General features: G+C 73.0%; 13 protein-coding genes. 10 read left to right on the forward strand and 3 right to left on the reverse strand.

The genetic code is table 11. The features are described 5' to 3' along the window. Window positions 1-224 precede the first annotated feature (224 nt). From ACFV0O_RS24610 to ACFV0O_RS24620, 3 genes are all read left to right on the forward strand, one after another. Window positions 225-935, forward strand: coding sequence for a GntR family transcriptional regulator (locus ACFV0O_RS24610; RefSeq protein ID WP_360261572.1), 711 nt, complete (start codon window positions 225-227; stop codon window positions 933-935). 100 nt (window positions 936-1035) lie between these two features. Further along, on the forward strand, window positions 1036-1629 hold the full coding sequence (locus ACFV0O_RS24615) for a Uma2 family endonuclease (RefSeq protein WP_380345322.1): 594 nt from the start codon (window positions 1036-1038) through the stop codon (window positions 1627-1629). A gap of 59 nt (window positions 1630-1688) precedes the next feature. Beyond that, window positions 1689-2177 carry a Uma2 family endonuclease gene (locus tag ACFV0O_RS24620; RefSeq protein WP_380345324.1) on the forward strand — a complete coding sequence of 163 codons (489 nt, stop codon included), beginning with the start codon at window positions 1689-1691 and terminating at the stop codon, window positions 2175-2177. Between the two features lie 13 nt (window positions 2178-2190). Here ACFV0O_RS24620 and ACFV0O_RS24625 read toward each other — a convergent pair whose 3' ends face one another. Then, the gene (locus tag ACFV0O_RS24625) at window positions 2191-2874 is read right to left on the reverse strand and encodes an ABC transporter ATP-binding protein (protein WP_380345326.1); all 684 of its coding nucleotides are present in this window, start codon (window positions 2872-2874) and stop codon (window positions 2191-2193) included. After that, window positions 2871-3947: an ABC transporter permease gene (locus tag ACFV0O_RS24630; protein ID WP_380345328.1), complete on the reverse strand. Its 1077-nt coding sequence runs from the start codon at window positions 3945-3947 to the stop codon at window positions 2871-2873. The genes ACFV0O_RS24625 and ACFV0O_RS24630 overlap by 4 nt, the downstream gene beginning before the upstream one ends. Before the next feature lie 163 nt (window positions 3948-4110). On the opposite strand from ACFV0O_RS24630, the gene ACFV0O_RS24635 reads away from it, so the two are divergent. The 6 genes from ACFV0O_RS24635 (at window position 4111) to ACFV0O_RS24660 (ending at window position 7808) form a co-directional block, all read left to right on the forward strand. After that, a complete protein-coding gene (locus ACFV0O_RS24635) occupies window positions 4111-5316 on the forward strand; it encodes a sensor histidine kinase (protein WP_380345329.1) in 1206 nt (401 codons plus the stop codon). Further along, entirely contained in the window at window positions 5313-5945 is a 633-nt protein-coding gene (locus tag ACFV0O_RS24640) for a response regulator transcription factor (RefSeq protein WP_360261557.1), read from the forward strand. Before ACFV0O_RS24635 ends, ACFV0O_RS24640 begins: the two co-directional genes overlap by 4 nt. A gap of 42 nt (window positions 5946-5987) precedes the next feature. Then, window positions 5988-7010, forward strand: coding sequence for a nitronate monooxygenase (locus tag ACFV0O_RS24645; RefSeq protein ID WP_380345332.1), 1023 nt, complete (start codon window positions 5988-5990; stop codon window positions 7008-7010). Between the two features lie 101 nt (window positions 7011-7111). Next, window positions 7112-7294, forward strand: coding sequence for a hypothetical protein (locus ACFV0O_RS24650; RefSeq protein ID WP_380345334.1), 183 nt, complete (start codon window positions 7112-7114; stop codon window positions 7292-7294). Window positions 7295-7326: 32 nt separating this feature from the next. After that, complete coding sequence (locus ACFV0O_RS24655; RefSeq protein ID WP_380345336.1) at window positions 7327-7482, forward strand: type II toxin-antitoxin system RelE/ParE family toxin; 156 nt, start codon at window positions 7327-7329, stop codon at window positions 7480-7482. After that, a complete protein-coding gene (locus tag ACFV0O_RS24660) occupies window positions 7479-7808 on the forward strand; it encodes a helix-turn-helix domain-containing protein (protein WP_380345338.1) in 330 nt (109 codons plus the stop codon). The genes ACFV0O_RS24655 and ACFV0O_RS24660 overlap by 4 nt, the downstream gene beginning before the upstream one ends. A gap of 23 nt (window positions 7809-7831) precedes the next feature. On the opposite strand, the gene ACFV0O_RS24665 is transcribed toward ACFV0O_RS24660, so the two are convergent. Further along, window positions 7832-9283, reverse strand: a complete 1452-nt coding sequence (locus ACFV0O_RS24665; RefSeq protein ID WP_380345340.1) for an aminopeptidase P family protein — start codon at window positions 9281-9283, stop codon at window positions 7832-7834. A gap of 165 nt (window positions 9284-9448) precedes the next feature. On the opposite strand from ACFV0O_RS24665, the gene ACFV0O_RS24670 reads away from it, so the two are divergent. Continuing rightward, window positions 9449-11200: an ABC transporter substrate-binding protein gene (locus tag ACFV0O_RS24670; protein WP_380345342.1), complete on the forward strand. Its 1752-nt coding sequence runs from the start codon at window positions 9449-9451 to the stop codon at window positions 11198-11200. The last annotated feature ends 59 nt before the right edge of the window (window positions 11201-11259 follow it).

Raw genomic sequence — 11259 nt, forward strand, 5'->3', positions numbered from 1 at the left:
GGCGCGGGGGGGGGGCGCGCGCGCGGCGGGGGGGGGGGGGGGGGGGGGGGGGGGGGCGGGCGGGGGGGGGGGGGGGGGGGGCCGCCGCCCGCCCCCCCCCCCCCCCCCGCCCGCTGCCACCATGGCTTTCGACGCCCGGCAGAGTGCTTGAATCGCGGACTGTTGCCTACGCAACGTAACGTGACATTGTACACTGGTGTTCTGCACCCACCCGGAGGAACACCATGGCCGACCTCAAACCCCGCACCCTGATCTCCGTCCAGGAGCGGCTTCGCGACCAGGTCGCCCACGCGCTCCGCGCGGCCCTGATCTCCGGCGAACTGCGCCCCGGCGTCGTCTACTCCGCCCCCGCCCTCGCCGCCGACTTCGGCGTCTCCGCCACCCCCGTCCGCGAGGCCATGCTCGACCTCGCCCGCGAGGGCCTGGTCGAGGCCGTCCGCAACAAGGGTTTCCGGGTCACCGAACTCACCGAACGCGACCTCGACGACTACACCGAGATCCGCGCCCTGATCGAGGTCCCGACCGTGGGCCGGGTCACCCGCAGCGCCACCAAGGACCAGCTGGAGCAGCTGCGCCCGCAGGCGGTTGCCATCGTCGCCGCGGCACGCAAGCACGACCTGATCGGCTACCTGGAGGCCGACCGGCAGTTCCACCTCGACCTGCTCGGCCTCGCCGGCAACGCCCGGCTGGTCGACGTCGTCGGCGACCTGCGCAAGCGCTCGCGGCTCTACGGGCTCAACCGGCTCGACGAGCGCGGCGAGCTGGTGTCGTCGGCGGAGGAACACCTGGAGCTGCTCGACCTGATGATCTCCGGCGACGCGGAGGCGGCCGAGGCCTGCATGACGCGGCACCTCAGCCACGTGCGGTCGCTCTGGGCCGGGCAGGGCGAGGCGGCCGAGCCGGAGCGGCCGGCGCTGCGGCTGCGGGCCCGGTAGGGGCCAAACCGCCCGTTCGGGTGAAGACTGGGGATCGGACGTCGGGGGACGCCCGGGTCCTACGATGATGCTCTCGACATCGGCAGCCAGGAGGAATTCCATGTCCGCCGCAGCAGTGGAAGAGCCCTTCGAGCAGATGACGCTGCTCGAAAGCGCGGAGCTGATCTCGAAGCAGCTCCCCGGCCACCGGGTCGAGATCATCGGGAGCGAGATCACCGTGACGCCCACCCCGAACATGTCGCACGACCGATCGGTGAGGCGCTTCGACCGTGCGTTCAACCGGGCTGGGCTCGACGGCGGCGAGACCGAGGTGTGGCAGAACATCGGGATCTGGCTGCCTGACGGACCGTTCGACTACGCGCAGCCGGATCTGGCGATCACCGACGCGGATTGCGACGACCGGGTCCTGGACTACGGGGCCTACGACCCCGCGATCTTCCGGCTCGTGCTGGAGGTGACGTCATCGAACCTCGGCAACGATCTGAAGAAGCCGGGCGCCTACGCCTCGGCGGGGGTGCCGGTCTACGTCATCGTCGATCGGACGAACCGGCGGGTGATGGTGCTGACCGAGCCGAAGGACGGCGACTACCGGGTTCACGCCGTCCACCACCCCGGGCAGACGTTCACCTTGCCCGAGTCGATCGGAGCGTCGGTGACGCTGTCGGTGGACGACGTGCTGACCGCCAAGACGTAGTGCCGCACTCCGTGCTCGGCATGGCCGAGGTCCTCTTCTAGCGGTTCCCCGGGCACCGGGTGGAGGTGCTGGGTGGGGAGGTGTCCGTCGAGCCGTTGCCGGACGGGCATCATGCCCGGATCCTCACGGATGTGATGGCCGCGTGCTTCCGGGCCGGAACGGCCGACCGGGACCCCTGGCCCGTCCAGCGGCTCGCAATCCGGCTGCCCACCGGGCCGGACGACTTCGCGATGCCGGACCTGTCGATCGTCGATGCGGCACGTGACGACCACATGGTCGCGTACAACTGCTACGACCCGAAGGTCTTCCGCCTCGTCCTGGAGGTGACCTCGGCGGCGCTGTGCAGTGACCTCACCAGGAAGCCCGCCGCGTACGCGCTGGCCGGGGTGCCGGCCTACGTGGTCGTCGACCGGATCGGCCGGCGGGTGCTGGTGCCGACGGAGCCCCGGGACGGGGAGTACCGGGAGCGGGTGGTGTGCCGTCCCGGGCAGTCCTTCGTGCTGCCCGGGACCGCGGTGGTCCTGGAGGTGGACGACCTGTTCGCCTAGGCCCTGTCCGGACCTAGCCGACCGCCGCGGGCAGGGTCAGCCTCCCGTCGTGGACCTCGGCGACCTGGTCGACGGCCGTCAGGTGGGTGCGGTCGTGGGTGACCAGGACCGTCGCCGTGGCCCGGCGGTGGGTGAGTTCGGTGATCAGGTCCAGGACGGCGGCGCCCCGTTCGTGGTCGAGGGCGCTGGTCGGCTCGTCCACCAGGAGGACCGTGGGGTCGTTCATCAGGGCGCGGGCGATGTTGACGCGCTGGCGCTGACCGCCGGAGAGCTGGTGCGGGCGGCGGCCGGCCCGGTCGCGCAGGCCGACGGCGTCCAGGAGGTCCAGGGCGCGGGGGAGCGCCTCGCGGGGGGAGCGGCCGTCGAGGTGCGCCATCACCTGGAGCTGTTCGGCGGCGGTGAGCGAGGGCAGCAGGTTGGCCTGCTGGAAGACGATGCCGATCCGGGTGCGGCGCAGGGCGGTGAGGTCCGCCCGGCCGAGGCCGGCGGTGTCGGTGCCGTCGACGACGACCCGCCCGGAGTCCGGGGCGATCAGGGTGGCGGCCACCGCCAGCAGGCTGGACTTGCCGGAGCCGGACGGGCCGACGACGGCGGTGATCGAGCCCTTGGGGACGGTCAGCGAGACGTCGTCGAGGGCGGTGAGCCGGCCGTCGCCGTCCGGGTAGGTCAGGGTGACGCGGTCGAGGGTCAGGGTCATCGGGCGCTCCCCAGGGCGGTCAGCGGGTCGACGGAGGTGATCCGGCGGATGGACAGGGCCGCGCCGACCGCGCCGAGGGCGATCATGACGGCGGCGGGCAGCAGCAGGGTCGGGGCGTCCAGGACGAAGGGCACCGCGGAGCCGATGAGCGAGCCCGCGCCGAGCGCGATCGCGGTGCCGGCGGCCGTGCCGAGCACCAGCAGCAGAACGGCCTGGCCGAGCGCGTCGCGCAGCAGGTAGCGGGTGGACGCGCCGAGGGCCTTGAGGACGGCGATGTCGCCGCTGCGCTGGATCGTCCAGACGGTGAAGAACGCGCCGATCACCAGCGCCGAGATGGCGAACAGGAAGCCGCGCATCAGCTGCAGGGAGCCGTTCTCGGAGGTGTAGGAGCCGATCGCGGCGAGGGCGTCGTCGCGGGTGCGGCTCTGCGTGCCGTGGCGGGCGTCGGCGGCGGCGAGGTCGGCGCCCTTCGCCGTGGTGAGGGCGATGACGGTGGCGTGGCCGGTGCCGCCGGGGGCGAACTGCTGCCAGTCGGTGAGGCTGGTCCAGATCACCGGGGTGTGGCTGTACGCGGCGTCGCCGTCGACGGCCGCGACCCGCAGCGGGTGCCCGGCCAGGGTGAGGTCGGCGCCGGGGGCGAGGCCGCCCAGGTTCTCGGCGGCGGTCCTGGACAGCACCGCCTCGCCGGGGGCGATCCGGGTGCCCTGCGGGGCCAGCCCGGAGCCGTCCGGGACGCCGAAGGCGGAGAGCGCGGCGGTGCGGCTCCCGGCGGCGGCCTTGGTGGTGGTGATGCCGAGCGGCTGGGCGGAGGTGACGCCGGGCTCGCGGGCCCAGGCCTGCCACTGCTCGGGGGTGACCTGGGAGTCGGTGAAGGAGAGCTCCTGCCCGTCGGCGGGTTTACCGAAGACCAGGTGGTCGGCGGGCAGGCCGGTGATCGCGGAGATGTTCTGCCGGCCGAGTCCGGCGGTCAGTCCGGACAACATCCCGACCAGCACGGTGATCAGCACGATGACGGTTCCCATCAGGGCGAACCGCCCCTTGGCGAACCTCAGGTCCCTCCAGGCGACGAACACGGTGGCCTTCCTCTGCACAGGTGATTTCCGACGTTCCCACCGTCGTGGACCGCAGGGCCCCGGGGCATCGCGCCGGGGATTGCATCCTGGGCATCGAAGGACAGAAGCGGAGTTCAACCTTTTGATTGATGCCGGGCCCGGGGAAGGAACTTAGGCTGGACGGATGGCGACCGAACGATCCAGAACCATCCCCGTCGCCCGCGTACTCCAGGTCTGCCTGCACCTGCTCGTGGCGGGCCTGCTCGTCCTCGCCGTCGCCAGGGCCGTCCTCGGCGACCACGGCGGCGACCCGGCGGCCGTCGCCGCCGCGGCCACCGCGATGGGCGCGGTCTACGCCGTCGGGCCGCGACTGGCCGCCGTCCGCCGCTCGCGCCGGGCGGCCGCGCTCTGGCTGGCCCTGCTCGGCGTCACCTGGGCGGGCGTGCTGCTCACCACCCAGGACGGGGTCTGGCTGGCGTTCCCGCTGTACTTCCTGGAACTGCACCTGCTCGGGCGGCGCGGGGGGCCGGTCGCCGTCGGGCTGACCGCCGTCGCGGCGATCGCCGCGTGGTCCTGGCACCAGCACAGCTTCAGCATCGCCGCCTCGATCGGGCCCGCCCTCGGCGCCGCCGTCGCCACCGCCACCGTGCTCGGCTACCAGGCGCTCTACCGGGAGAGCGAGGAACGCCGCCGGCTGATCGACGAACTCACCGCGGCCCGCGCCGACCTCGCCGCTGCCCACCACACCGCCGGGGTGCTGGCCGAACGCGAGCGCCTCGCCCGGGAGATCCACGACACCCTGGCGCAGAGCCTCAGCTCCATCCAGCTGCTGCTGCGGGCGGCCCAGCGGGCCCTGCCCGAGCGCACCGAGGCCGCCGCCGGGTACGTCGAGCAGGCGCGACAGGCCGCCCAGGACAACCTGGACGAGGCCCGGCGCTTCGTTCGCGCGCTCACCCCGCCCGCGCTGGAGAGCGACCCGCTGCCGGTCGCCCTGGAGCGGCTGTGCGCGACCACGACGGCGCACGGCGCACTGCCCGTCCACCTGCACGTCTCCGGCGACCCGGTACGGCTGCCGGTCGCGCAGGAGATCGCGCTGCTGCGGATCGCGCAGTCGGCGCTCGGCAACACCGTCCGGCACGCGAAGGCCTCGCGGGCCGAGGTGACACTCAGCTACATGGAGGGCGAGGTGGCGCTCGACGTGTTCGACGACGGGGCCGGGTTCGACCCGGCGGCGGTCGCGGACCGCACCGGCGGGGACGGCGGGTTCGGGCTGCCCTCGATGCGGGCCCGGGCCCGGGCGCTCGGCGGCACCTTCACGGTGGAGGCCGCGCCCGGGGAGGGCACCGCGGTGGCGGTGCAGCTGCCGGTCACCCCGGAGGCCGGGTCGTGATCCGGCTGCTGATCGCGGACGACCACCCCGTGGTCCGGGCCGGGCTGCGGGCCGTGCTGGAGGGCGAACCGGACTTCGCGATCGTCGCGGAGGCGGCGACCGCCGAGCGGGCCGTCGAACTGGCGGCCGGCGAGGGCGTCGACGTGGTGCTGATGGACCTCCAGTTCGGGCCCGGCTCGGCGATGAACGGCGCGCAGGCCACCGCCGCGATCACCGCCCGGCCGGGCGCACCGCGGGTCCTGGTCGTCACCACGTACGACACCGACGCCGACACCCTGCCCGCCCTGGAGGCCGGCGCCACGGGGTACCTGCTCAAGGACGCGCCGCCGGAGGAACTCGCCCAGGCCGTACGGGCCGCCGCGGCCGGCCGCTCGGCGCTCGCGTCCAGCGTCGCCGACCGGCTGCTGGAACGGATGCGCACGCCCGCGGCCGCGCTCAGCGCGCGGGAGACCGAGGTGCTGGGGCTGGTCGCCGACGGGCTGACCAACCAGCAGGTCAGCCAGCGGCTGCACCTGAGCCAGGCCACCGTGAAGTCCCACCTGGTGCACATCTACACCAAGTTGGGGGTGGACTCGCGCACCGCGGCGGTGCGGGAGGCGCGCGGGCGGGGGCTGATCCGCCGGGCGTAGGGTGGGCGGGGTCCGAACCTTCCGGTGGAGTGGAGGAACCCGATGGCCGTGCGTCTCGACGGACTCGCCGTACCGGTGATCGCCGCACCGATGGCGGGCGGGGCCTCGACCCCGGAACTGGTCGCCGCGGTGAACCGGGCCGGCGGACTGGGCTTCCTCGCGGCCGGGTACCGGAGCGCCACCGCGATGACCGAACAGGTCGCACTGGTACGGAAGTCCGGCGACCGGCCGTTCGGGGTGAACCTCTTCGTCCCGGCACCGCCCGGGGACCGGGCCGCCGTCGCCGCCTACCGGGAGCGGCTGCGGCCCGAGGCCGAGCAGTGGGGGGTGACGCTGCCGGAGGACATCGGGCCGGACCGGGACGACTGGGAGGCCAAGCTCGCCGCGCTGCTCGCCGACCCGGTACCGGTGGTCTCCTACACCTTCGGCCTGCCCACGGCCGAGGAGGCCGCGGCGCTGCGGGCCGTCGGAACGCTGCAGATCGGCACCGTCACCACGCCGGAGGAGGCGCAGGCGGCGCAGGCGGTGGGGATGGACGCGCTGTGCGTGCAGGGCCCGGAGGCAGGCGGGCACCGGGGCACCCACCGGGTCGCGGACCTGCCGGGCGAGCTGCCGCTGCTCGAACTGCTCCCCGCCGTACGGGAGGTGACGGCGCTGCCGCTGATCGCCGCCGGCGGGATCGGCGACGGCGCGGCGATCGCGGCGGCGCTGCGGGCGGGAGCGGTCGCGGTGCAGCTGGGCACGGCGCTGCTGCGCGCCGACGAGTCCGGCGCCTCGGCGGCGCACCGGGCGGCGCTCACCGGACTCCCGGAGACGACCGTCACCCGCGCCTTCACCGGCCGCCCCGCGCGCGGCCTGCGCAACGCCTTCATCGACCGCCACGGCCCGTACGCCCCGCCCGCCTACCCCGAGGTCCACCACCTCACCGTCCCGCTCCGGGTCGCCGCCACCCGCCGCGGCGACACCACGGCCATGCACCTCTGGGCCGGCACCGCCCACCACCTGGCCGAGCCCGGTCCGGCGGAGGCCATCGTCGCCGACCTGTGGCGCGCCGCCCGGGGGTAGTGCGCCCGACGCGCGCCGGGCACGGCGTGTTGTCCCTCGCGGGGGTGGATTGAGGGGGAAAGTGCGCGGTACTCTATAAGGGACAACTTAATCTCAGGGGTATGTGGGAGATCACGCTTCTGGCGCCGGTCGAGGAGTGGTACTTGCAGGTTTGTCAGGATGACCCGAAGACGGCCGAGAGAGTCCTCGAGGCGCTGGACTTGCTGGCCGATGAGGGGCCGACCTTGGGGCGGCCCGTGGTGGACAGGATCCACCGCAGTCGCCTGCACAACCTCAAGGACTGAGGCCGGGCTCCACGGGTGCCAGTGAAGTGCGCATGCTGTTCGTCTTCGACCAGGAGAGGGAGGCCATCATCCTCGTGGCGGGTGACAAGTCCGGTCGCTGGTCGGGGTGGTACGACGAGTCGATCCCTCTCGCGGAGAAGCGCTACGCGAACTACGTGGAGGAGCAACGGAACGGAGCACGCCGATGAAGGGTCGTAGTTGGACCGAGGTGCGGGCCGAGGTCATGAAGCGGTACCCCGAGCTGGCGACGCCGGAGGCCGAGGCGGGCCGGACGCTGATGCGTCAGGAGATGCTGGCCCAGATTCGGGGGCATGAGCTCGCCGAGTTGCGGCGGAAGGCCGGGCTCACGCAGAAGCACGTGGCCGAGTTGCTCGGAGTCAGCCAGGCACGGGTGTCGCAGATCGAACACGGCCAGGTCGACAGCCTGGACAACCTCCGCGCCTACGCCGCCGCGATCGGTGGCGAGGTCGAGGTGACCGTCCGGCAGGGCGAGCGGACGATCAAGGTGGCCTGACCGTCCGCTCGGCCCCGGGGCGGTCACGCCAGCAGGTCGGACATCCAGGACTCGACGTCCTTGACCGTCCTCGGGAGGGCGCCCGACATCAGGTGGGCGCCCTCAGCCGTGATCACCAGGTCGTCCTCGATGCGGATGCCGAGGCCGCGCAGCTCGACGGGGAGGGTCTCGTCGTCGGGCTGGAGGTAGAGGCCGGGTTCGACGGTGAGGACCATGCCCTCCTCCAGGACGCCGTCGAGGTAGCGGTCGGCGCGGGACTTGGCGCAGTCGTGGTAGTCGAGGCCGAGCATGTGGCCGCTGCCGCAGAGGGTGTAGCGGCGGTACAGGCCGTTGTCCTCGGCGAGGGCCTGTTCGGCGGGGACGCGCAGGACGCCCCAGTCGGCGAGGCCTTCGGCGATGACCTGCATGGCGGCGCGGTGGAAGTCGCGGAAGCGGGCGCCGGGGCGCAGGGCGGCGATGCCGGCGCTCTGGGCGGCCAGGACCAGTTCGTAGGCCTGGCGTTGGACGGGGGTGAAGGTGCCGCCGAGGGGGAGGGTGCGGGTGATGTCGGCGGCGTAGAGGGTGTCCGTTTCGACGCCGGCGTCCAGCAGGAGCAGGGAGTCCGGGTCGAGGGCGCCGTCGTTGCGGATCCAGTGCAGGACGCAGGCGTGGGCGCCGGAGGCGGCGATGGTGGTGTAGGCGGTGCCGTTGCCCTCGGCGCGGGCGCGCAGGTCGAAGACGCCTTCGATCCAGCGTTCGCCGCGGTGGTGGCGCAGGGCGGCGGGCAGGGCGCGGACGACGTCCTCGAAGCCGGTGGTGGTGTGGTCGACGGCGAGTTGCAGCTGGCCGATCTCCCACTCGTCCTTGACCAGGCGCAACTCGGAGAGCACGGCGGCCAGTTCACCGTCCTCGGCGGTGGCGCTGCGCCGTCCGGCGGCCTCGTCGACGAAGGCGTCGGTGCCGGTGAGGACGCGGGTGGGCGGCTGGGGGCCGGAGAGCAGTGCGCCCAGGTCGTCGAGGTGTCGGGTGCGGATGCCGGTGAGCAGGGCGGCTTCGGCGAGGTCGGGCCGGGGGCCGACCCAGAACTCGCCGTAGCGGCGGTCGCGGTAGAACTCACCGCCGTCGCGCGGGGACCGGGGGCGCAGGTGGAGGACGGGTTCGTGGCCTTCGGGGCCGGCCGGTTCGAGGACGAGGACGTGGTCGGCCTGGTCCTCGCCGGTGAGTCCGGTGAGCCAGACGTACGCGCTGTGCGGGCGGAAGCGGTGGTCGAGGTCGTTGCAGCGGACCTTGAGCCGGCCGGCCGGGACGATCAGCCGTTCGCCGGGGAAGGCGGCGGAGAGGCGGGCCCGGCGGCCGGGGAAGCGGTCGTACCCGGGGACGCGCAGGTCGGTGGGGAGCGGGGTGGCGGCCCAGCGGGTGCCCATGAAGGCGGCGAGGGCGGGGGTGACCGGGAGGTCGTGGCTCCCGGTGCTGAGGCCGGTCTGGGGCAGGGTCACCGGTGAACTCCTAGGCGGGGCTGGGGAGATGCGTGGCGGGGGTGCGGGCACGGACACAGCTCGGTAACGGGCGGCGTCACCTCTTGTGCAGTGCAATTTCACATTACTATGTTACGGGTCACACAGCGGAGCGGCCGGATCAGGCCCCCCACAGCGGAGTTGCACATGACCAGGCGCACCCACGCCGCCCTCGCGGCGGCCCTCGCGGCGACCCTCACCCTCGGCCTCGGGGCCTGCAAGAACGACAAGAGCGACAGCGGCGGTGACGCGGCCCCCTCCAGCACCAAGGGCCCGGGCGCGGAGAGCGGCTCGATCGTCGGCGGGACCCCGGCCAAGGGCGGCACGCTCACCGTCCTGACCAACCAGGACTTCGCCCACCTCGACCCGGCCCGCAACTGGGTGGTGCCGCACATGGACTTCGGGACCCGGCTGCTCTACCGCACCCTGACCACCTTCAAGGCCGAACCGGGCGCCGCCGGCAGCGAGATCGTCCCGGACCTCGCCACCGACCTGGGCACGTCCTCCGAGGGCGGCAAGGTGTGGACCTTCACCCTCAAGGAGGGCCTGAAGTACGAGGACGGCAGCCCGATCAAGTCCGCCGACATCAAGTACAACGTCGAGCGGTCCTTCTCCCCGGACCTCACCGGCGGCCCCGACTACGCGGCGCAGTACCTGGCCGGCGGTGAGAACTACAAGGGCCCGCTGACCGGCGAGCACCTGGCGAGCATCGAGACGCCGGACGACAGGACGATCGTCTTCCACCTGAAGCGCCCGGTCGCCGAGTTCTCGGACACCGTCACCCTGCCGACCTTCTCCCCGGTGCCGCAGTCCCAGGAGAAGGGCACCCAGTACGACTCCCGGCCGTTCTCCTCCGGCCCGTACAAGATCGAGACCTACGACCGCGGCAAGCAACTGGTGCTGGTCCGCAACACCAACTGGGACCCGGCCACCGACACCGTCCGCAAGGCCTACCCGGACAAGGTCGTGGTCACCCAGGGCATCAAGGGCGGCCAGGCCGACGACCGGATCATCGCCAGCGACGGCGCCGACGCCAACGCCGTCAACATGCCCTGGATGCAGCACGAGACCGTCGCCAAGGTGCTGCCCAAGGCGGACGTCAAGTCCCGCATGGTGGCCGAGCGGACCGGCTGCACCGACATGCTCTACATGAACACCGCCAAGGCCCCCTTCGACGACCCGAAGGTGCGCGAGGCGATGATGTGGGCGGTCGACCGCGAGGCGCAGGTGACGGCGTTCGGCGGCCCGGCGGTGACCGACGTGGCGACCTCCTACCTGCCCCCGTCCCTGACCGGCGGCGTCACCTCCGACCCGCTGAAGATCCCGGCGGCCGGCGACCCGGAGAAGGCCAAGGCACTGCTCAAGGAGGCGGGCAGGACCGACCTCAAGGTCGCGCTCACCGTCTCGCTCGGCGACAAGACCCGCGCCGAGGCGATCCAGCAGTCGCTGGCGAAGGCCGGCGTCCAGGTCACCGTCAACACCACGGACCCGTCGGCGTTCGCCGACACCATCGGCGACATCAAGAACGCCCCCGAGCTGACCATCAACGGCTGGTGTCCCGACTACCCGTCCGGTGCCACCTTCCTGCCGTTCCTCTTCGACGGCCGCACCATCAAGGAGAAGGGCAACCAGGGCAACTACAGCCAGTTCCGGGACCAGGCCACGATGGACCGGATGGACCAGATCGCGGCCATGACGGACGTCAACGAGGCCAACAAGGCCTGGCAGCAGCTGGACCAGGACCTGATGAAGAAGGCCCCGGCCGTCCCGCTGATGTGGCAGCGCCGCCCCCTGCTGGTGGGCACCAACGTCGCCGGCGCGTTCGGCAACTCCGGGTACGCCGGCATGATCGACCTCGCCGTGGTCGGCCTCAAGGACCCCGCCAAGGGCAAGGGCTGAGGGGCCGACACCGATGAGTACCACCACTGAGCCCGGCGCCCCGGGCGGCCCCCCCGCGG

This window comes from Kitasatospora sp. NPDC059577, from assembly GCF_042735475.1.
Classification (GTDB): Bacteria; Actinomycetota; Actinomycetes; order Streptomycetales; family Streptomycetaceae; genus Kitasatospora.

What these genes read in the sequence shown, in the direction of transcription:
- ACFV0O_RS24610 (WP_360261572.1), top strand. Translation starts at nt 225, where the DNA reads ATGGCCGACCTCAAACCCCGCACCCTGATCTCCGTCCAGGAGCGGCTT.
- ACFV0O_RS24615 (WP_380345322.1), top strand. Translation starts at nt 1,036, where the DNA reads ATGTCCGCCGCAGCAGTGGAAGAGCCCTTCGAGCAGATGACGCTGCTC.
- ACFV0O_RS24625 (WP_380345326.1), bottom strand. Translation starts at nt 2,874, where the DNA reads ATGACCCTGACCCTCGACCGCGTCACCCTGACCTACCCGGACGGCGAC.
- ACFV0O_RS24635 (WP_380345329.1), top strand. Translation starts at nt 4,111, where the DNA reads ATGGCGACCGAACGATCCAGAACCATCCCCGTCGCCCGCGTACTCCAG.
- ACFV0O_RS24645 (WP_380345332.1), top strand. Translation starts at nt 5,988, where the DNA reads ATGGCCGTGCGTCTCGACGGACTCGCCGTACCGGTGATCGCCGCACCG.
- ACFV0O_RS24650 (WP_380345334.1), top strand. Translation starts at nt 7,112, where the DNA reads ATGTGGGAGATCACGCTTCTGGCGCCGGTCGAGGAGTGGTACTTGCAG.
- ACFV0O_RS24655 (WP_380345336.1), top strand. Translation starts at nt 7,327, where the DNA reads ATGCTGTTCGTCTTCGACCAGGAGAGGGAGGCCATCATCCTCGTGGCG.
- ACFV0O_RS24660 (WP_380345338.1), top strand. Translation starts at nt 7,479, where the DNA reads ATGAAGGGTCGTAGTTGGACCGAGGTGCGGGCCGAGGTCATGAAGCGG.
- ACFV0O_RS24670 (WP_380345342.1), top strand. Translation starts at nt 9,449, where the DNA reads ATGACCAGGCGCACCCACGCCGCCCTCGCGGCGGCCCTCGCGGCGACC.